Origin of the sequence: Acidithiobacillus sp. AMEEHan (assembly GCF_030996345.1) — a bacterium.
Taxonomy (GTDB): Bacteria; Pseudomonadota; Gammaproteobacteria; order Acidithiobacillales; family Acidithiobacillaceae; genus Igneacidithiobacillus.
Window position 1 is genome coordinate 2,080,194 of record NZ_CP118747.1, and the last position, 19,247, is coordinate 2,099,440.

At 58.7% G+C, this 19,247-nt stretch carries 18 protein-coding genes; 17 read left to right on the plus strand and 1 reads right to left on the minus strand.

What is annotated here, in order from left to right:
• Positions 1-130: 130 nt before the first annotated feature.
• From ORD17_RS10720 to ORD17_RS10750, 7 genes are all read left to right on the plus strand, one after another.
• Complete coding sequence (locus ORD17_RS10720; RefSeq protein WP_308388497.1) at positions 131-466, plus strand: DUF3293 domain-containing protein; 336 nt, start codon at positions 131-133, stop codon at positions 464-466.
• 13 nt (positions 467-479) lie between these two features.
• A complete protein-coding gene (locus ORD17_RS10725) occupies positions 480-914 on the plus strand; it encodes a hypothetical protein (RefSeq protein ID WP_308388498.1) in 435 nt (144 codons plus the stop codon).
• 394 nt (positions 915-1,308) lie between these two features.
• Entirely contained in the window at positions 1,309-1,920 is a 612-nt protein-coding gene (locus ORD17_RS10730; protein ID WP_308388499.1) for a C40 family peptidase, read from the plus strand.
• A 91-nt stretch (positions 1,921-2,011) separates the two neighbouring features.
• On the plus strand, positions 2,012-3,103 hold the full coding sequence (locus ORD17_RS10735; RefSeq protein ID WP_308388500.1) for a lytic murein transglycosylase: 1,092 nt from the start codon (positions 2,012-2,014) through the stop codon (positions 3,101-3,103).
• 59 nt (positions 3,104-3,162) lie between these two features.
• Positions 3,163-4,488 (plus strand): TRZ/ATZ family hydrolase, encoded by a 1,326-nt coding sequence (locus tag ORD17_RS10740; RefSeq protein ID WP_308388501.1) that lies wholly within the window; start codon positions 3,163-3,165, stop codon positions 4,486-4,488.
• Positions 4,488-5,192 (plus strand): bifunctional 2-polyprenyl-6-hydroxyphenol methylase/3-demethylubiquinol 3-O-methyltransferase UbiG, encoded by a 705-nt coding sequence (ubiG, locus tag ORD17_RS10745; RefSeq protein WP_308388502.1) that lies wholly within the window; start codon positions 4,488-4,490, stop codon positions 5,190-5,192. Before ORD17_RS10740 ends, ubiG begins: the two co-directional genes overlap by 1 nt.
• Positions 5,189-5,851, plus strand: coding sequence for an HAD-IA family hydrolase (locus ORD17_RS10750; RefSeq protein WP_308388503.1), 663 nt, complete (start codon positions 5,189-5,191; stop codon positions 5,849-5,851). The genes ubiG and ORD17_RS10750 overlap by 4 nt, the downstream gene beginning before the upstream one ends.
• On the opposite strand, the gene ORD17_RS10755 is transcribed toward ORD17_RS10750, so the two are convergent.
• The gene (locus ORD17_RS10755) at positions 5,825-6,715 is read right to left on the minus strand and encodes a DMT family transporter (protein ID WP_308388504.1); all 891 of its coding nucleotides are present in this window, start codon (positions 6,713-6,715) and stop codon (positions 5,825-5,827) included. The two genes, ORD17_RS10750 and ORD17_RS10755, sit on opposite strands and share 27 nt — an antisense overlap.
• 90 nt (positions 6,716-6,805) lie before the next feature.
• Here ORD17_RS10755 and dapC point away from each other — a divergent pair, with 90 nt between their 5' ends.
• From dapC to ORD17_RS10805, 10 genes are all read left to right on the plus strand, one after another.
• Positions 6,806-7,981, plus strand: coding sequence for a succinyldiaminopimelate transaminase (gene dapC / locus ORD17_RS10760; RefSeq protein WP_308388505.1), 1,176 nt, complete (start codon positions 6,806-6,808; stop codon positions 7,979-7,981).
• Positions 7,982-8,000: 19 nt separating this feature from the next.
• Positions 8,001-8,822: a 2,3,4,5-tetrahydropyridine-2,6-dicarboxylate N-succinyltransferase gene (dapD, locus tag ORD17_RS10765; protein WP_308388506.1), complete on the plus strand. Its 822-nt coding sequence runs from the start codon at positions 8,001-8,003 to the stop codon at positions 8,820-8,822.
• A complete protein-coding gene (gene dapE / locus ORD17_RS10770) occupies positions 8,822-9,958 on the plus strand; it encodes a succinyl-diaminopimelate desuccinylase (protein ID WP_308388507.1) in 1,137 nt (378 codons plus the stop codon). Before dapD ends, dapE begins: the two co-directional genes overlap by 1 nt.
• On the plus strand, positions 9,958-10,623 hold the full coding sequence (locus ORD17_RS10775) for a hypothetical protein (RefSeq protein ID WP_308388508.1): 666 nt from the start codon (positions 9,958-9,960) through the stop codon (positions 10,621-10,623). Before dapE ends, ORD17_RS10775 begins: the two co-directional genes overlap by 1 nt.
• A 1-nt stretch (position 10,624) precedes the next feature.
• On the plus strand, positions 10,625-14,029 hold the full coding sequence (gene ppsA, locus ORD17_RS10780; RefSeq protein ID WP_308388509.1) for a phosphoenolpyruvate synthase: 3,405 nt from the start codon (positions 10,625-10,627) through the stop codon (positions 14,027-14,029).
• Positions 14,030-14,060: 31 nt separating this feature from the next.
• Positions 14,061-15,581, plus strand: a complete 1,521-nt coding sequence (gpmI, locus tag ORD17_RS10785) for a 2,3-bisphosphoglycerate-independent phosphoglycerate mutase (protein WP_308388510.1) — start codon at positions 14,061-14,063, stop codon at positions 15,579-15,581.
• Between the two features lie 85 nt (positions 15,582-15,666).
• On the plus strand, positions 15,667-16,020 hold the full coding sequence (locus ORD17_RS10790) for a carboxymuconolactone decarboxylase family protein (protein ID WP_308388511.1): 354 nt from the start codon (positions 15,667-15,669) through the stop codon (positions 16,018-16,020).
• On the plus strand, positions 16,013-17,062 hold the full coding sequence (locus ORD17_RS10795) for a thiamine pyrophosphate-dependent enzyme (protein ID WP_308388512.1): 1,050 nt from the start codon (positions 16,013-16,015) through the stop codon (positions 17,060-17,062). The genes ORD17_RS10790 and ORD17_RS10795 overlap by 8 nt, the downstream gene beginning before the upstream one ends.
• The gene (locus ORD17_RS10800) at positions 17,059-18,051 is read left to right on the plus strand and encodes an alpha-ketoacid dehydrogenase subunit beta (protein ID WP_308388513.1); all 993 of its coding nucleotides are present in this window, start codon (positions 17,059-17,061) and stop codon (positions 18,049-18,051) included. The genes ORD17_RS10795 and ORD17_RS10800 overlap by 4 nt, the downstream gene beginning before the upstream one ends.
• Positions 18,048-19,238 carry a dihydrolipoamide acetyltransferase family protein gene (locus tag ORD17_RS10805; protein ID WP_308388514.1) on the plus strand — a complete coding sequence of 397 codons (1,191 nt, stop codon included), beginning with the start codon at positions 18,048-18,050 and terminating at the stop codon, positions 19,236-19,238. Before ORD17_RS10800 ends, ORD17_RS10805 begins: the two co-directional genes overlap by 4 nt.
• The last annotated feature ends 9 nt before the right edge of the window (positions 19,239-19,247 follow it).

Below are 19,247 nucleotides of genomic sequence, written 5' to 3' on the forward strand. Positions count from 1 at the left end.
AGCTTCCGGTGGGGCCAGGACAAAGTTCGCGCGACGCAAGCGTGTACCGCCGCGTTTTCATCCTCTACCTCAACGTCAAGGTTGTCTTTTACCAGAACTGGAAGAAGTCTATAGAGCCTGTCGTTATAGGATGACAAATTCAAAGCAGGAATTCGTGATTGATGGCTTCACCCACTGGCGAGGCGCAGTTTTGGGTGCCTGGAATCCGGGTTCGCGTTGGCAGTCGGAATATAGCAATCGCAGACGGGATCGGCGTATGTTGCGTCAACTTGGCGGTGGACATCATCAGCCCGTTTGGGGTGGAACCAACACCTGGTGGGAGCGGCATTTCTGGGTGCCGGGCCTGAGCCTCCCGCGCGCTGCTCGTCTGGCTTCCATCATGGGGCAAAATGCCTTTCTCTATCTCGATGGCCGGCGCGTTCATCTGATTTGGTGCTACACTTCGAAAAGGCGAGATAAAATATAGGCGGAGTTGGGTCATGGAAAAGTCGTTGTTATCTTATGAACTGCGCGAGGCGACCCTAGATGCGGTAGGGAAGATGTTGCCGTCTCGTGTCATTCTGGAATACCGGAGCGAGTCAGGTGGTCAGGCTTTATCCATCTCTCTAGGTACTGACTTGTTTCAGCGTCTGGTAGAGTTGCACGCCGGCAAGGACAAGGCCCGTCAGTGGTTGCAAGCCCGGCTGCGGGAGGTGGCGGATCTATCACCGAGCACCATCGAGCACTACCTGAACTTTGTCATCAAGCAGCAGCTGTGCATTTTCCCCGAAGAGTACCCAAGCAGCGAACGTCTGGAAGTCATGCCGTTATGTGTGTTTCCGCTTGGAGCCCGCACCGGTTTCTGTGCCCATTGTGCGCTGAGTCGGGACAGTCTGGAGAATCAAGCCCCTGGAGCGGAGCGCATCAGCGCATAGAGCACCGGCCCCGGCGGAAGTCAGGGTTGTGCAGCTTTTTTCTCCAGCCTTCAATGTCGCATAATATAGATTATGTTAAATTGTAGATTCTGCGCCGTTGACCCGGCAGAGGCGCTCGAAGTGCTGACCCTGTCGCTTCCCCCACCCCTTCCTCTTCACGAGGATTAGTAAGAATCATGATCCCATATCGCCTTCAGGTTTTACGCAGATAGGGCCGATATAGGTAGCGAAAAAGTTCAAGAATCATTGGCAACGGCCTTATAGTAAAACGATAACTTCAGCATGGATTGCAAGTGAAATTTCGTAAGCTTTTCTGTTAGCAAGTACCCCTTGCCAAAAAAAATGTTTTGTTCTATAAACCGTTAAAGATCGGAAAGAATAACGGGATGAATGCATGCGTACAGTAAAAAACATCAGTCCTTATGCCCGATTCGCGGGCGTACTCTTCGCCGTTTCATCACTGATCCTCTCTGGTTGTGCAGAATATGGGGGAGGTAACGGCTGGCAGGCACCGGTTGCGACGCAAGCCCCGGCAACGACTCCACAAGACAGTTATTCCTATTACAACTCCCATCGCGAAGCAACGGTCCTGGATGCAGTGCTGGTGAACGCCATTGCGCAAATCGGCAAGCCTTACGTCTGGGGTGGCGAAAGCCGGCATCACGGCTTTGATTGCAGCGGGCTGATTCAATACGTTCTCCATGAGGCGGGAGTAATCGTGCCGCGTACTGCGCGGGCGCAGGCGCTGGCCCTTCCGGCAATTCCGTTCTCCCAAATTCGAAAAGGCGACTTAGTCTTTTTCGACACCATGGGTGCTCCCTATACCCATGTTGGGATTTATATCGGTGGCGGCCAATTTGTCAGTGCTCTCAATCGTCATGCCGGGATTACCGTGCAGAGCCTGCATAATCCCTACTGGGCGCAGCGTTTGGATGGCGTCAGGCGCCCAATGCCTCCGGAACTGCTTGCCATGCAGTCCCTCAATGACCATGTACTCAATCAATAAGAATCAGCCATCTAGGGCATTTCCACCGAGAGCTGTTGTCGGCGCAGTCCTGCTCGGCTGCACTCTACTCCTCAGCGCTTGTGCCAATCAGGTGAGCCCTGTCGCGTACAACAGCCAGACCTACCCACGGCAGCCAATTCCTGCCACCGCGCGGCAGCCGATGGCTCCAGCACCGGCCAGTGCACCGGCGCAAGCTGCGCCGACGCGGCGGGTGGATTGCTCGCAGAACTTGTTCTTCCCCGGATTTCCACAGGAGTACCAAGCACAGTTGCGGGATTTCGCCTGTGTCTTACAGACCAAGTATCAGTTGCCCGAGCAGTGGGTCCTGCCCGCGCTCTATAATGCGCGTTTCAATCAGCGCGCCCTTGCCCTGATGACTCCACCTCCTCCCTCTGCCAAACCCCTCCAGCCGTACCCATGGTGGCGTTATCGGGATCGCTTTGTGCGCAGCGATCGTCTCCAGCGGGGGATGGACTTCTGGCGCTCCCACCAGGCCATTATCGAGCAGGTTGCGCAGAAATACGGGGTATCGCCGGAAATTCTCCTGGGAATTCTTAACATAGAGACGGGGTTTGGTACCTTTCAGGGAAATTTCCCGGTACTTGATGCGAACCTGTCGCTTGCCCTGGGCTTGCCAGCGCGTCGCTCATTCTTCTTATACGAAACGGCAGAGACGATTCGGCTGGCACATCAATTGGGTCAGCCCCTATCTTCCTTGCGAGGATCCGAGGCCGGCGCCATGGGAATGTCGCAGTTCCTTGCGAGCAGTTATCTGAAATACGGGACCGTCTGGAATGATCCGCCGGGGGATGGATTACCCGATCTGTGGCGTTCCGTGCCAGATGTGTTGGCCTCGACCTCGAAATTTTTCCTTGCCCATGGCTGGCAGCGTGGACAGCCGGTTCTGCGCGAGGCGAATGTTCCTGACCCAACCCAGGCGACTGCATTTCTGCATGGCCGCTATCCCTTGCGGGAGATTGAGCGCGCCGGCATTCGGCCACGCTCCCCAACACCGATGCCAGCCGACACCCAAGTGGGGCTGCTGCAGCTCGCTACCGAACGGGGACCGCGATTTTTTATCGCCTACCCCAATTTTTATGCCATCATGGGCTACAATCCGAGCACCTATTACTCTGCCACGGTCTGGGCTTATGCGCGGGCGCTGCGGGCTCGCTTGGGCTGAGACTTTCCTGACGACGTGATAGACTCGGACGATTCCGATTTCCGAGGTATTTCGTGACGATGAAAGCGCTTTCTGACGTAGAACTGCTGCTGCCAGAGTGGCTGATTCCGATCGTTCCGGATGGCGCCCTTCCCGCCCATGGCATGGCCATTCAGGATGGCAGAATTGTCGCGACAGGTCCCCATTCTGTGTTGCGGGAGCAGTTCCCCGCGGCGCAGTCCATACCTCTCCCCGGCCAGGTTTTGCTGCCAGGCTTTGTGAATGTTCACACTCATGCGGCAATGACGCTCTTGCGCGGCTTGGCCGATGACTTGCCGTTGATGGTCTGGCTGCAGGAGCACATTTGGCCAGCCGAGGGGCGCTTCGTCGCCCCAGAGTTCGTGCGTGCTGGCACTCGCCTGGCCATTGCCGAGATGCTGCGCGGCGGAACTACCTGCTTCAATGATATGTATTTTTTCCCGCAGGATGCGGCGGAAGTCGCGCAAGAGATGGGCATGCGCCTGGTCCTCGGCCACGTCATCATCGACTTCCCCACGACGTACACCCGCAATGCCGAAGATGCCCTGCGTCTGGCCGCCCTGCAAATCACGAGCCTAGGCAACCCCGCGCTGCTGCGGCACAGTATCGCGCCGCACGCACCGTATACGGTGAGTGATGGGCCTTTGCGCGAAGCTGCTGCGTTGGCACGCGAGAGTGGAAGCTTTCTGCATATGCATGTGCATGAAACAGCCGGAGAAGTGCGCGATGCCTTGGCGCGAGATGACCGCCGTCCACTACGGCGCCTGCACGATTTGGGCTTGCTGAATGAGCGGTTTCTTGCCGTACACATGACCCAGTTGAACGAAGATGACCTGGCCATCTGCAAAGAGACCGCCTTGCAGATTGCGCACTGCCCGGAATCCAATCTCAAACTCGGTTCCGGGATTGCGCCCATCGCCTCTCTCCTGGCGCAAGGCCAGGGGGTTGGCCTGGGTACCGATGGCGCGGCAAGCAACAATGATCTCGACATGCTTGGCGAGTTGCGCATGGCAGCCCTTCTGGCCAAAGGGCGGGAAGGCGATCCCACTGCCCTGCCTGCCACGCAGGCGCTGTACATGGCGACTCTGGGGGGAGCGCGGGCTCTGGGTTGGGAAGAAGAAATTGGTAGCCTGGAGGTCGGCAAAGCGGCCGACTGCATTGCGGTGAGCCTCGATCATCCTGCCACCAGCCCGGTCTATGACCCTGTCTCGCAGCTCGTTTACTGTGCCGGTCGCGACCAGGTGCGCAACGTCTGGGTTGCGGGTGAGCAAAAGATCCGGGATGGTCTGGCCCTGCATTGGGATGCTGCCGAACTGGGTCGGGAAGCACAGGATTGGGCTCTGCGCATTGCACGGGAGAATCGTTGATGAGCAATCTGGATCCAGCGGAGATCGACAAGTTTCAGTCTCTCGCAAATACTTGGTGGGACAGTCAGGGTCCCTTGCACACTCTGCATGAAATCAATCCGGTGCGTCTGCACTATATCAACGAAAAAGTACCCGGAGGATTGTGCGGCAAGCGCGTTCTGGATGTCGGCTGTGGTGCCGGTATCCTGAGCGAATCGATGGCCCGGCAAGGCGCGCAGGTGCTGGGTATCGATCTGGCCGAGGACGCGCTTCGGGCGGGTAAGCAGCATGCTGCGGAACAGGGAGTCGAAATTCAGTATCGAAGCGTCGCCGTGGAGGATCTCGCGGCGGCCGAGCCCGAGAGCTTCGATGTCGTGACCTGTATGGAGATGCTCGAACATGTTCCGGATCCCGCGGCGATCATTGCCGCCTGCGCGAAGCTCGTGAAAGCGGGTGGGGATGCATTTTTCTCTACCCTCAACCGTAACCCGAAAAGTTATCTCTATGCCATTGTTGGTGCGGAATATCTCTTGGGTCTGTTGCCACGTGGCACCCATGACTATGAAAAATTTCTACGGCCTAGCGAGTTGCTGGACATGGTTCGCGACGGTGGGCTGCGTCTGCGCGACTTGCAGGGTATGCATTACGATCCCTGGCGGCGCACGGCGCGGCTGACCGGTGATGTGAGCGTCAATTATCTTTGTCATTGTCAGAAGCCTGGATGATGCGCTGGCAGGCCCTGCTCTTTGATCTCGATGGTACCCTGGTGGACACTGCGCCGGATCTGGTCGGTGCTGTGCAGGATCTGGCGCGGGAGCGAAACCTGCCGGTTCCAGCCTTCGCCACACTCCGTCGGATGGCCTCTCACGGGGCGCCGGGGTTGCTCGGGGCGGCTTTTGACATCGGCCCTGCTGATCCCGACTATGCTCAGTTGCGGCTGGATTTTTTACGTCTGTATCGCGCCCGGGCGCATCGCGATAGTGTCCTGTTTCCTGGAATTCCGGAAATTCTCCGGTATCTCTCGAAAGAGCAAACTCCCTGGGCCATCGTCACCAACAAAAGCGAGGAATTGACTCATGATTTGTTGGCCACCCTCGCCCTGCCCTATCCTCCCGCCATCGTGGTTGGGGGCGACACCACCGAGCAGCCCAAGCCGTCGCCCCTACCCGTGCAGTATGCGCTGCGGCATCTCGGTATCCATGCCGAGGCAGCCGTGTTCCTGGGCGATGATCGCCGTGACATCGAAGCTGGGCGAGCGGCAGGTTGCTGCGCCTGGGCTGCCGCCTGGGGCTATTGGCAGGAGTTGGATCCGCCGAGCACCTGGGGAGCCAACGCGGTTCTCGCCGACGTCGATGACTTACGTGCTCGCCTTCTGGCCAATTAACTGCACCAGAGAGGCGGATAGTATCAGCGCCGCTCCCATGATTTCGATGAGGCTCATGGACTGATTTGCCCAGATCCAGGCAGAGACGGCACCCACGATGACCTCGATCGGCATAATCACTGCCGAAATGCGGATCGGTAAACGGCTGACCCCGTAAATGGTGGCGGCAGTGGCGAAACCGACCCAGAACCAGGCAAAAAGGGGAATGAACAGCACCGGCCAGTGGAATGCGGCTGGCCATGCCTCATTGCCAGCAAAGGCCAGTGCAATGATGGCGCAGCCCCACCAGATGGCGACGGCGCGAAGCAGATCGGATGTCGCGGGGGCAGCACGCAGCACCACATTGCTCACGGCAAAGGCAAAGCCACTGCTCACCGCAAAAAACAGCGTGAGCAATCCTGCCGCGCGCAGATTCACATTTCCCTGTACCACCACCAGGACAGTGCCGAATACCGCGAGGAACACGGCCAAGGCACCGCGCCAACCGATCGCTTCGTGCAGAAAGATGCGGGCAAGCAAAACCGCCCAGACGGGCGACAGGTAGAAGAGTAACAGGACAATGACGACTTGCCCGTGAAACAGGGCCATCATGAACGCCACATTGGTCCAGCCACCGAACAATGCCAGCCAGACCAGACTTTGCCAATCGCCGCGCTGGATTTTCTGGGCGCCCCGCCATCCCGCCAGGAGACTTCCTCCTCCTGCCAGAAACAGGTAGGTCATGGCAATCAACCATGGACCGCCAAAGCCCTGCGCGGTAAAAAAGCGCAAGGGCCACCAGTAGGTGCCCCATAAGCCAGCGCCCAAAACCAGACTTAAAACCGGCAATAGCTCTACAGAATGTCGTGAGGGACCGTGGGACACTTGTCAGCGCTGCCTGCTTGGCCCAGAATTTTGCGGATGAACCATATTCACTCAGATCCCGTGACGCGCTGATGGGGAGGCGATTGTAAAATGAACCCGCGACTGTCGTCACTGCAAGCCTACCCCTTTGAACGTCTTCGCGATTTACTGGCCGGTATACATCCGCCGGCACTGTCCCTGATCGACTTTTCCATCGGCGAACCACGGCATCCCGCCCCCGCCTTGGTAGTGGAGAGCATCATCGAGCATCTGCATGGGCTTGCGGAGTACCCCAAAGTCCTTGGCTCGGACACCTTGCGCGAGGCGATTGTCGCCTGGGCATCCCGACGTTTCGCCCTGTCTGCAGGCTTCCTCGATCCCGAAAAGCACGTCTTGCCTGCCAACGGCAGTCGCGAGGCGCTGTTCAGCGCTGCTCAGGCACTGGTGGATGTCAGCTCAGGCAAGGATCTGATCCTGTTGCCCAATCCGTTCTATCAGATCTACGAGGGGGCGGCGATCCTCGCCGGAGCGCAGCCGTACTATCTCAATTGCGAGGCAAGCGGCCAACCGGACTACCGGGCAGTAACACCGGAGATCTGGCAGCGTTGTGCCCTACTTTATGTGAACAGCCCGCACAATCCCACCGGGGCTGCCTTGCAAGGAGAAGATTGGGATTTCCTGATTGCCACGGCCCGGCAATACGATTTCATTCTGGCGGCAGATGAATGCTACAGCGAGATTTACTTCGCGGGGCCTCCGGCCGGAGTGCTGAGCGCCGCAGCCCGCAGTGGCTCTTTGGCCAACGTTTTGGCATTTCACAGCCTTTCCAAGCGCTCCAGCGTCCCCGGGGCGCGTAGCGGTTTCATCGCCGGTGACGCAGATCTGTTGGCGGCTTTCCGTCTCTATCGCACCTACCTCGGCAATGCCATGCCGCCCTTCATTCAAGCCGCATCGGCAGCTGCCTGGGACGACGAAAAACACGTTGCAGCCATGCGCAAAGACTACTCGGAGAAATTTGCGGCGGCGGCGGAAATCCTGGGAGATATCCGCCCCATCGAGCGCCCGGATGGGGGCTTTTATCTCTGGCTGCAGGTTGGCGATGACGAGGCCTTTACTCGTGACCTCTACGCAGCACAGCATGTGCGCTGCCTGCCCGGCAGCTATCTGGCGCGCACGGCGCACGGTGTCCATCCCGGCGCCGACCGCGTGCGCATTGCCTTGGTTGGCCCTCTGGATATTTGCCGTGAGGGACTGAACAGAATCCGTGAATTTCTAAAAACCTCTTGATCGACAAAGGAATCCTCTCGTGACTGCATTACAGGAAATCATCGATACCGCCTGGGAACAACGGGCTGAAATCTCTCCTAAACAGGCGCTCGTTGAATTGCGCGAGGCCGTACACCAAGTACTCGAGGGGCTGGACAAGGGCGTGCTGCGCGTGGCCGAAAAGATCAATGGGCAGTGGCACACGCATCAGTGGATCAAGAAGGCTGTGCTGCTCTCCTTTCGTTTGCAGGACAATTTCCGCATGAATGGCGGTGAGACGCAGTACTACGACAAGGTGCCGGGCAAGTTCAGCGATTATAACAGTAACGACTTCCGCACCGGCGGCTTCCGTGTGGTACCCCCGGCTACCGTGCGCAAGGGTGCGTTCATTGGCCGCAATTGCGTGCTTATGCCCTCCTTCGTCAACATCGGCGCCTATGTCGATGAGGGTACGATGGTTGATACCTGGGCAACGGTTGGCTCCTGCGCGCAGATCGGCAAGAACGTACATCTTTCCGGTGGCGTCGGTATTGGCGGCGTGCTGGAGCCACTCCAGGCCAATCCCACCATCATCGAGGACAATTGCTTCATTGGCGCCCGCTCCGAAGTGGTGGAAGGAGTGGTCGTCGAGGAGGGCTCGGTGATTTCCATGGGGGTGTTTTTGGGTGCCAGCACCCGGATCTTCGATCGCAGCACGGGAGAGATCAGCTACGGCCGGGTCCCCGCCGGCTCGGTGGTAGTGTCCGGCAACCTCCCCGCCAAGGACGGCAGCTACAGCCTCTACTGTGCCGTGATCGTCAAAAAGGTCGATGCCAAAACCTTGGGCAAGGTCGGCATCAACGAAATCCTGCGCGATCTCTGATGCGTGTTCTCGAATATAGCCGGGAACTGATTGCGCGCCGCTCGGTAACGCCGGCGGATGCAGGTTGTCAGGAGTGGATGATCGCAAAGCTCCGAGAACTCGGATTTGCCATCGAGCGTATGCCTGCCGGCGGCGTGGAGAATTTCTGGGCGCTACACGGTGACGATGGTCCGTTATTTTGCTTTGCTGGGCACACCGATGTCGTCCCGCCCGGACCGCTCGATGCCTGGCACAGCGATCCCTTTGTGCCGAGTATCCGCGATGGCAAGCTTTATGGTCGGGGGGCTGCCGACATGAAGGGTAGCCTTGCGGCAATGCTGGTGGCAGTCGAGGATTTCCTGCGCGAGTCGCCCAAGCATCGGGGGCGCATCGCTTTTCTGATCACCTCCGATGAGGAGGGCGTGGCTACCCATGGCACCCGCCACGTGGTCGAGCAACTTCGGACCCGTGGGCAACGCATCGACTACTGCTTGGTGGGCGAGCCTTCTTCCGAGGAGAGTCTGGCCGATGTGGTCAAGAATGGCCGCCGTGGCTCTCTCAATGCCAGCCTACGTATCCTGGGTGTGCAGGGCCATGTAGCCTACCCGGAGAAGGCGGAAAACCCCATTCATCGGGCCTTGCCAGCTTTGCAGGAGATCGTCGGGCGCGAATGGGATGCCGGTAGCCCCGACTTTCCTCCGACGCGCCTGCAGATCTCGAATATTCATTCTGGCACCGGAGCTACCAATGTCATTCCCGGTGTACTCGAACTGCAATTCAATTTCCGCTTTTCGCCAGCATCCACTGTGGAAGGCCTGCAGGCGGCCGTACAGGAGATTCTGGATCGTTACCAACTCCGCTACGAGCTCGACTGGCAGTTCTCCGGGCCGCCATTTTATACCGCGCCGGGCAAGTTATTGGATGCGGTGCAAACGGGCATCACCGAGGTCATGGGACGGCCGGCAAAGCTGTCCACCGGCGGCGGTACCTCCGATGGCCGCTTCATTGCCCGGCTGGGCGGCGAGGTGGTGGAGCTTGGCCCCTGCAATGCCAGTATCCACAAAATCGACGAGCATGTGGCGCTCGCGGATCTGGAGCGCTTGCCGCAGATTTACCTCGCTACCCTCCGCGCCATGTTTGGCAAGGGAGCGCTGTAGTGTCCGTGTTGCGCCCGGCGATAGCACTTCTGCTGGTCTATACACCCCTTGCCATGGCCAACACCCCAATCCTGCAAAGCGATTGTCAATTGACCAATTCCATTGCCATCACCCCTCCGTCACTTCGGGGCATGGCGACCTGGCTTGCTTGGCAGGACGACGGATCGGGAATGCAAGCCAGCTCGGAAAAGGAGCTGACGGCTGCCAGTAGCGTGCTTCCCTCCCCCTCTTGTGCGCTGGTTGAAAATCTTACCAATCATCGCCGCGTAGCGGTGCTGATCGACGAAAAGAGCCCGTCGGGCAGTTTTGGCTTGCTGCAGTTGGGGTCTGGCGCAGCACGGGCATTGGACATCTTCGCTGCGACCCCGATCGAGGTGACAGGCTTGGCTGCCGCCGCGGATGCCTCGGTACCAGAATTGCCAGTGACATCTGACCAGCATTATCTTTGGTCCGCGGCATATTCCAGCGCCCGTGTGGCGCAAGTGCTGTGGGAAAAGATGCAGCGCGCCGGTATCGCGAAAACCCAGATCGCCCCCGGCATTGATCATGGATCTTGGGCCTATCGTTTGCGCTTGGGTCCGCTGCCGAGCAATCTTTCTCCCAGCATCCTGGCGCAAACCCTGCGCCACGCCGGATTCCCGTTTCATACATCAGAAAATGAGTAAGATGCAAAACTGGCCTAATCTCTTTATCGTAGGTGCGGTAAAAAGTGGTACTACCTCCCTATGGGCGTATCTCAAGCAGCATCCTGAGATCTATTTTCCGGAGATGAAAGAGCCGCATTATTTCACGCATCCGCATCCGGTTCCGGAGCAACGTCACTGTATTCGTTATATCGATTCCGAAGAGCGTTACCTGCGTCTGTACCAAGATGCTGGCGGGGTGACTTATCGGGGCGATGCCAGCCCTTCCTACCTGTGGTCGGAAATCGCTGCGCAAGAGATCGCGCAATATTGTCCTGACAGCAAGATCATCATCATCCTGCGTGATCCGGTACAGCGGGCCTATGCGCAATATCTGATGGATTTCAATGAGGGGGTTACCGATCTCGACTTTTATCTCGCCTTGCAACGGGACTGGACGCGTCCAGACAAAGGTTGGGGCGTATCCCAGTTATATGTCGAGCTAGGTTTGTACCATGATCAGATTCAGCGCTATTTTTCGCTATTTGACCGTGATCAGGTGAAAATTCTTCTGTTAGAGGATCTGCAACGCAAGCCGCTGCAGGTTCTCCATAATCTGGCAGAATTTCTGCAAATTTCCCCCTTGCCGTTGCAGCGGATCGATTTCCGTCGGGCGCATAATCACTACGCTCGCCCCCGCGGCAACTGGGCCCGGCGACTGGCTGGAAATCCTGTCAGCCGGACCATTGGCGAATATTTTTTTTCCGCAACGCTGGGGGGAATATATCTGGCGCAACCTTTTCTTGCGGGAGGAGAAAAAACCTGCCATGGATCCGCAAGCCCGAGACTGGTTGATCGAGCGTTTCCAGCCGGAAATGACGCGGCTCGAAAGATTGCTGCAGCGGCCTCTTCCCGAACTGCGACGAAGTTGGTCGGAAACTGGCCCGCTCAATACGTCCGACTATCCGCTGTCGACGGAGTCGCGCTTGCGGTAGCCAGGGGTGGGGTCTATCTTCAAAGGAGCATGTCCGTTTTGGAGGGGCCTACCGTGGAATACATCCGCTTCTTTGCCGAAATCGGGATCGATGACATCGCTCTAGTGGGCGGGAAGAACGCTTCCCTCGGGGAAATGTATCGGGCCCTGCGCCCGCTGGGGGTACGGGTACCCAACGGCTTCGCCATTACCGCCCACGCTTACCGGGATCTGCTCGACCACCACCGGGCTTGGCCCAGGCTACACGAAATCCTCGACGGCTTACAGGCGCATGAGGTCGAGGATCTTGCGCGACGCGGCAAGGCAGCGCGGGAGCTGATTTACAGTCTGGAGTTGCCCGAGCAACTGCAGGACGAGATTCTCGCCGCCTACGCCCGCCTGCGCGACGAATATGGCGAAAACCTCTCGCTCGCCATCCGCTCCTCTGCCACTGCTGAAGACCTGCCCACCGCGAGTTTCGCCGGTCAGCAGGATACCTTTCTCAACGTCAGTGGTGAAGCGGATCTACTCGACGCCTGCCGGCGCTGTTTTGCCAGCCTCTTCACCGATCGCGCCATCCATTATCGTATCGACGAGGGCTTCGACCACTTTCAGGTCGCGCTCTCCATTGGTGTCATGAAAATGGTGCGCTCGGACCTCGCGAGCAGTGGGGTGATGTTCTCTCTTGATACGGAAACCGGTTTTCGCGATGTCATTTTCATTACCTCCTCGTACGGACTGGGAGAAAACGTCGTGCAGGGATCGGTCAACCCCGACGAATTCTATGTCTTCAAGTCCGGATTTCGGCGGGGAAAGCGGGCGGTGCTGCGGCGTGTTCTCGGTAGCAAAAAACTCAAAATGGTCTACGCTGCCGACAGCACCCGTCATGGGGTGCGTAATATCGCGACCACGGCCGCTGAACAGCAGCGCTTTTCCTTGGCGGACGAAGATGTTCTCACCCTCGCCGGCTACGCCATCCAGATTGAAGAACACTACAGCAAGGCGATCGGTGAAGAGCGCCCCATGGATATGGAGTGGGCCAAGGACGGCGAAGACGGTCAACTGTACGTCGTGCAGGCGCGCCCGGAGACCGTCGCCTCCCAGCGCAAGGGCACGGTGTTGCAGGAATATTATCTGCGCGAGCGGGGCACGGTACTCGTCAGCGGCCGCGCCGTAGGGAGTAAGATCGCTGCGGGTCAGGCGCGACACATTGCGACTTTGGGGGAACTGCATTTCTTCCAGCCAGGGGAAATTCTGGTGGCCGATAACACCACTCCCGATTGGGAGCCGGTGATGAAACTTGCCGCCGGTATTGTCACCGAGCGTGGTGGCCGTACCTGTCATGCTGCCATCATCGCGCGGGAATTGGGCATTCCGGCAGTGGTGGGTGCTGAGCACGCCATGAGCAAGATCCCAGATGGAAAGCCGGTAACCATCTCCTGCGCGGAGGGGGAAGTTGGCAATGTCTATGCTGACGCCCTGCATTTTGAGGTGGTGGAAACTGATCTGTCCGGATTGCCCCGGCCCAAAACGGAAATCATGATGAATCTGGGTGACCCTGAGCTGGCCTTTCAATTGCAGGCCTTGCCCAATGATGGTGTCGGACTGGCGCGGATGGAATTCATCATTGCCAATGCCATCAAGGTCCATCCCTTGGCTCTGCTACACCCCGAACGGCTCAGTGACGCGCAGGTGCGTCGGGAGATCAAGCGACTGACCGCCGAATATTCGAGCCCGGAAGAATATTTCGTGCAACGTCTGTCCGAGGGGGTCGGGACCATTGCCGCCGCCTTTTACCCGAAGCCCGTCGTGCTGCGTACCTCGGACTTCAAAAGCAACGAGTATGCCGCGCTGATCGGCGGTACGGATTTTGAGCCCGAAGAGGCCAATCCCATGTTGGGTTTCCGCGGTGCCTCGCGTTACGCCCACCCCAATTATGAAGAGGGATTTCGCCTCGAATGTCGCGCGATTCTGCGCGTGCGTGAGGAAATGGGGCTGGACAATGTCATCGTCATGCTGCCTTTCGTCCGCCGGGTAGAGGAGGCCGACGCCGTGTTGGCAAAGATGGCCGAATTTGGCCTACGTCGGGGCGAAAATGGTTTGCAGGTCTACGCCATGTGTGAAGTACCCAGCAACGTCTTACTGATCGATGACTTTGCCAAACGCTTCGATGGCTTTTCCATTGGCAGCAACGACCTGACCCAGCTTGCGCTAGGGGTCGATCGGGACTCCGCCATTGTTGCCTTCGACTACGACGAGCGCGATCCCGCGGTGAAGGTGCTCATCCAACAGGCCATAGATGGCTGCCGGCGTAACCACATCCACTCCGGTCTCTGTGGCCAGGCGCCCTCGGATTATCCGGAAATGGCGGAATTTCTGGTACGGCTGGGCATTGATTCCATTAGCCTCAATCCGGATACCATTCTTTCCACTACCCGTCAGGTTCTGGAGCTGGAGAAATCTCTGCATCGATAAGGTCAATTTTTTGCTGGATGAGGAGCTCGGGATGCCCGATAAAAAGGTTCTGCTGGTGATTTTTGATGGCTTTGGGCTCAACCCCAATCGCGCCTTCAATGGCTGGGCGCAGGCGCGGACCCCACATCTCGATCATTACTTTGCCAGCAACCCGCACAGTGCCCTGCAGGCCTCCGGGCGGGCGGTGGGCTTGCCGGATGGGCAGTTTGGTAATTCCGAGGTGGGGCACCTGACCCTGGGTTCCGGACGCATCCTCAAACAGGATCTGCTGCGCATTGCTGATGCCATTGCCGATGGCAGCTTGGAGCAGTTGCCCAACTGGCAGAAAATACTGCAGAAAAGCAAACGCATTCATCTGATCGGCATGGTCTCCGATGGCGGCGTGCATTCGCATATCGAGCATCTCTTGGCAATGCTGCCCTTGTTGGTGCGGGCCGGTATGGAACCGGTCGTTCATTTCATCAGCGATGGTCGAGATACGCCCCCGCGCAGCGCCGATCGCTTCGTGAAGCGCCTGCAGGAGGCCTTGCAGCAGCTCGGCACGGGCCGTATCGCTACTTTGTCCGGCCGCTACTATGCCATGGACCGGGCTCGGCACTGGGAGCGCACGGAAAAGGCTTGGCGAGCCATGCTGTTGGGTGATGGGCAATCGGCAGAGGATGCCATGAGTGCTGTGCAGGCGGGCTGGCAACGAGATGGCGGGGATGAGTTCATTCAACCCACGGTGATTGGCGATCCGCAAAAGGCGCGCATTGCCGCCGATGATCCGGTGCTTTTCTTCAACTTCCGCTCCGACCGCATGCGCCAGCTCTGTGCCGCTATCGCCCTGCCCCATTTTGCCGAGTTTGATCGCGGCAGTGAAAGCGCGCGTATCAGTACCTGCATGACCGCCTATGACGAGAGCTTCGATCTACCGGTATTGTTTCCGACCGAAATCCCCACGCAGGTGTTGGCAGAGGTCCTTGCCGATGCCGGCTTGGCACAGTTCCACTGTGCAGAAACTGAAAAGTACGCTCATGTGACCTATTTCTTCAATGGCGGCCGCGAGGAGGTTTTCCCTCTGGAGGAGCGTGAGATCATCCCCTCCCCCGCCGTCGCCACTTATGACCTGCAACCGGAGATGAGCGCGCCGGCAGTGGCGGATCGCGTCATGGCCGCATTACGGTCGGACAACTACGCTTTTGTATTGGTCAATTTCGCCAATGGCGACATGGTCGGCCATACCGCCAAGATTCCCGCCATCCTCCGCGCCGTCGAGACCTTGGACCTGCAATTTCATCGGGTTACGCAGGTGGCCTTGGCGCACGGGTATCGGGTCATTCTCACCGCCGATCATGGTAACTGCGATGAAATGGTCGACCCCGTCAGTGGCGAGCCGCACACCCAGCATACCGTCTACCCGGTGCCCTTCTTGCTGCTGGGCGAGCCCGGAGCGCGCCTCGGCATTGGTGCTGGTTTGGCCGACGTCGCGCCTACCATACTGGATCTGTTGGGAGTGGAGAAACCTGCAGCGATGACGGGGCGCAGCCTGCTCCTGCATGCCGAGCTGTAAAAAGAGACTTGCCCATTCCCGATAGACTGTCTACGCTAAATTCCGAGGGCAAGATCGGAATTGCCAATGGTTCAGGGAGGTCGTCATGCCGGAAATGCAGGATCGCATCACGCAAATTGAAGAACTCACCCAACGTCTCAAGGAGCAATATCCTTCAGAAATCAATAGCTTTCTCGCCTTTATGGGAAAAGCGGAAGGCAGTCCGGCACTGAGCAAGGCGCAAAAGGAACTGATCAATGTGGGGTTGGCCGTCGCAGCACAATGCGAGTGGTGTATCGCCCTGCATGTGCATGGTGCCGTCAAGGCGGGCGCGAGCCGCGATGAGATCATGAGTGCTGCCTTCCAGGCAGTGCTCATGCATGGTGGTCCGGCCCTGATGTATTTGGTGCCGCTTACCAAGGCTCTCGATGAGTTTCTCCCGGAGGCGGGCCATGCATAGTGCGGATCCCGTTTTTTTGCTGCGCCAGATGCTACGCGCCCGCGCCCTGGAGGAGACCGCGGCAGAAGAGTACGCCGCTGGCAGGATTGCAGGTTTTTTACATCTCTACCCTGGGGAGGAGGCAGTGGCAGCCGGAGTGCTCAGTTGCGCCGAACCCGGTGACTATATCGTCAGCACCTACCGCGAGCACGTACACGCCCTCCTGCGTGGCATTCCGGCGGCGGCCATTCTCGCAGAACTCCTTGGGAAAAAGACCGGAGTAAGCGGGGGAATGGGCGGTTCCATGCACCTCTTCGATGCGCAGAGGCGCTTTCTCGGGGGCTACGCCATAGTCGGTGAGACCTTTCCCATTGCCCTGGGGGCTGGCTATGCCGTCGCCTATCGTCAGCTACCCGAGGCAGTCATTTGCTTCTTTGGCGACGGTGCGGTCAATCAAGGAACCTTCCATGAATCCCTGAACATGGCAGCCCTATGGCGTCTACCCATCCTTTTTGTCTGCGAAAACAATCACTATCAGATCGGTACGGAAATCCATCGCCACTCTGCTGTGGTTGAGGTCTATCGCCGCGCCTGCGCCTACAATATCCCTGCCGAGCGGATCAATGGCATGGACGTCCTTGCGGTGCAGCAGGCCGCCGAGCAGGCCCTGGCACTCATTCGCGCTGGTCAGGGTCCGCAGTTTCTCGAGTTCGAGACCTACCGCTACCGCGGCCATTCCATGGCCGATCCTGGCGCATATCGCCCGGCCAGCGAGGTACAAGCCTATCAAAGCCAAGATCCCATCAAGGAACTGGAAGGCGAGTTGTTCACCCAGGCCAATTGTCCCGCAGGTGATTGCGTACGACAATTTCAAGAGCAATGCTGTGCCGCTGGTCATCTCAGTAGTGAGGGACTGCGACAGCTGCAGGAAGAAATCGCCGCGGAAATGCGGACGGCCCTCGCCGACGCGCAGGCTGCGCCAATGCCAAGCCTTACGGAGGCGCAGGCAATCTTTCAGAAAAACCATCGCTTCGAGAATTTCTTTGGGAGGGGTGTAGCATGACGGAGTTGCTGTACTGGCAGGCCCTGAACCGCGCCCTGGACGAAGAGATGGCGCAGGACGATAAGGTGTTTCTCTTGGGTGAGGATGTCGGCCTCTATGGGGGCACCTATCGCGTCAGCGAAGGGCTCCTGGCCAAGTATGGCGAGTGGCGGGTGCGCGATACCCCGATCTCTGAAAACAGCTTTACCGGACTCGGTGTCGGCGCTGCGATGTTGGGACTGCGGCCAGTGGTGGAGATCATGACCATCAATTTCGCCCTCCTCGCCCTCGATGCTTTGGTCAATATGGCGAGCAAGATCCCGTTCATGTCTGGTGGTCAGTTTCCCATGGCCTTGACGGTGCGAATGCCAGGCGGGGTCGCCAAACAGTTGGGGGCACAGCACTCGCAGCGCCTCGAACATACCCTGATGAATGTTCCCGGCCTGCGTATCGTCGTTCCTGCAACTCCTCAGGATGCCTACTGGCAACTTCGGCAGGCCATCCGCTCAGATGACCCGATCATCGTCCTCGAACACGAACTCCTGTACTTCCGCAAAGGAGAAGTGGTAACGAGTGGTAGTCCCTTACCCATACATGCAGCAGTGATCCGTCGTCCGGGACGCGATCTGACTTGTATCGCCTATTCGCGTATGGTGGAAGTAGCCTTGGCGGCGGCGGAGGAGCTCGCAAGGGATGGCATCGAAATGGAGGTCATCGATCTCCGCAGTCTCTCTCCCGTTGACTGGGAGCCCTGTGTGCAGTCGATTGCCAGGACCCATCGTGCTTTGGTCTTGGAAGAAGATTGCCGCTTTGCCGGTGCCGGCGCTGAAATCGTTGCGACTATGCAAGAGCGCTGTTTCTATTTTCTGGACCGCCCCATCCAACGCACAGCCGGTCTCGATCTTCCCACGCCCTTTGCCGCGGAGCTGGAGTCCGCCACTATCCCCAATGTCGAGCGGACCTGTCAGGCAGCCAGAGACCTCGTCCAAATGTCAGGAGCAAACGCATGAAACAGGAAGTCATTATGCCCGTCCTGTCGGATACCATGCAGACTGGACGCTTGGTTCGCTGGAACAAGGCCGTCGGCGATGCGGTAAATAAGGGAGATGCCCTCGCCGAAGTCGAAACCGACAAGGCGATACTGGATGTGGAGGCCTTCCAGGATGGCTTCCTGGCTGGCCCACTGGCGCCAGTGGATACGGATATCCCGGTGCGCTCGGTGATCGCCTGGCTGGTGGATAGCAGAGAGGAGCTAGACACCGCGTCTTCGAGCAAGACTGCAGCCCCTGGCACCGGCGCCCAAGCCGCCAACCCTGCGCCGCCCGTTCCGGAGAGTTCTCACGAAACAGCGCCGCATGCAGCCGCGCAAGAGACGGTCTCGACCACTACTGTGGCCGAGCCTTACCCCCCACACACAGTGTCAGATGGCGTTCTTGCTAGCCCGTATGCCCGTGCTCTGGCTCAGGAACTGGGAATAGACCTGAGCACTTTGGGCACCGGCCCCATCGACAGCCCTCGCGTGCTGGCGGCGGCACTGCGCGGCCCGCTGCCAGATCTCAGTGCCGGCCCGAACTACCAGATCGAGCGCCTCGCCGAAGTACGTGCCGCGGCGGCCCGGAATATGCAGTCTGCCGTGCAGACGCCGGCCTTTCAGATTAGCGCACGCCTGCCCATCAGCACGCTGCAAGCGCAGGCCAAAGCCGCGAAACAGAGTTTCACCCTCGTTCTGGCACGCGCATGTGCCCTGACGGTCGCTGAAGACCCCTGGTTCAACCATCTCTGGACGCCGCGGGGACTGGCAAAGCGCGAACGGGTGGATGTGGCGATTGCCGTGGATACCGGCGATGCCCTGCTGACGCCGGTCCTGCGTGATGCGGCCCGGCGTCCGCTCAAGGAACTGGCGGAAGACTGGCGCATTCTACTTGGCAAGATCAAAAGAGGTCGCTTGGCTCCCGAGGATTATCGGGGGGGTACTTTCTACCTTTCCAATCTCGGGGTCTTTGACGTGGTGCAAAGCTTCGACGCCATCGTCCCTCTCGGTGCTGCAGCCATCTTGGCGGTAGCGGCAACCCAGGCCGATGGCAGCGGTGACTGTACCTTGAGTTGTGACCACCGAGTGATCTTTGGCGCCGATGCCGCCCGCTTTCTGCAGCGCCTTCGCGAGCGCATCGCCAATCCAGCCTGGCTGGATACCTGAGAAGCGCGC

What these genes read in the sequence shown, in the direction of transcription:
- ORD17_RS10720 (WP_308388497.1), top strand. Translation starts at nt 131, where the DNA reads ATGACAAATTCAAAGCAGGAATTCGTGATTGATGGCTTCACCCACTGG.
- ORD17_RS10725 (WP_308388498.1), top strand. Translation starts at nt 480, where the DNA reads ATGGAAAAGTCGTTGTTATCTTATGAACTGCGCGAGGCGACCCTAGAT.
- ORD17_RS10730 (WP_308388499.1), top strand. Translation starts at nt 1,309, where the DNA reads ATGCGTACAGTAAAAAACATCAGTCCTTATGCCCGATTCGCGGGCGTA.
- ORD17_RS10740 (WP_308388501.1), top strand. Translation starts at nt 3,163, where the DNA reads ATGAAAGCGCTTTCTGACGTAGAACTGCTGCTGCCAGAGTGGCTGATT.
- ubiG (WP_308388502.1), top strand. Translation starts at nt 4,488, where the DNA reads ATGAGCAATCTGGATCCAGCGGAGATCGACAAGTTTCAGTCTCTCGCA.
- ORD17_RS10750 (WP_308388503.1), top strand. Translation starts at nt 5,189, where the DNA reads ATGATGCGCTGGCAGGCCCTGCTCTTTGATCTCGATGGTACCCTGGTG.
- dapC (WP_308388505.1), top strand. Translation starts at nt 6,806, where the DNA reads ATGAACCCGCGACTGTCGTCACTGCAAGCCTACCCCTTTGAACGTCTT.
- dapE (WP_308388507.1), top strand. Translation starts at nt 8,822, where the DNA reads ATGCGTGTTCTCGAATATAGCCGGGAACTGATTGCGCGCCGCTCGGTA.
- ppsA (WP_308388509.1), top strand. Translation starts at nt 10,625, where the DNA reads ATGCAAAACTGGCCTAATCTCTTTATCGTAGGTGCGGTAAAAAGTGGT.
- gpmI (WP_308388510.1), top strand. Translation starts at nt 14,061, where the DNA reads ATGCCCGATAAAAAGGTTCTGCTGGTGATTTTTGATGGCTTTGGGCTC.
- ORD17_RS10790 (WP_308388511.1), top strand. Translation starts at nt 15,667, where the DNA reads ATGCCGGAAATGCAGGATCGCATCACGCAAATTGAAGAACTCACCCAA.
- ORD17_RS10795 (WP_308388512.1), top strand. Translation starts at nt 16,013, where the DNA reads ATGCATAGTGCGGATCCCGTTTTTTTGCTGCGCCAGATGCTACGCGCC.
- ORD17_RS10800 (WP_308388513.1), top strand. Translation starts at nt 17,059, where the DNA reads ATGACGGAGTTGCTGTACTGGCAGGCCCTGAACCGCGCCCTGGACGAA.
- ORD17_RS10805 (WP_308388514.1), top strand. Translation starts at nt 18,048, where the DNA reads ATGAAACAGGAAGTCATTATGCCCGTCCTGTCGGATACCATGCAGACT.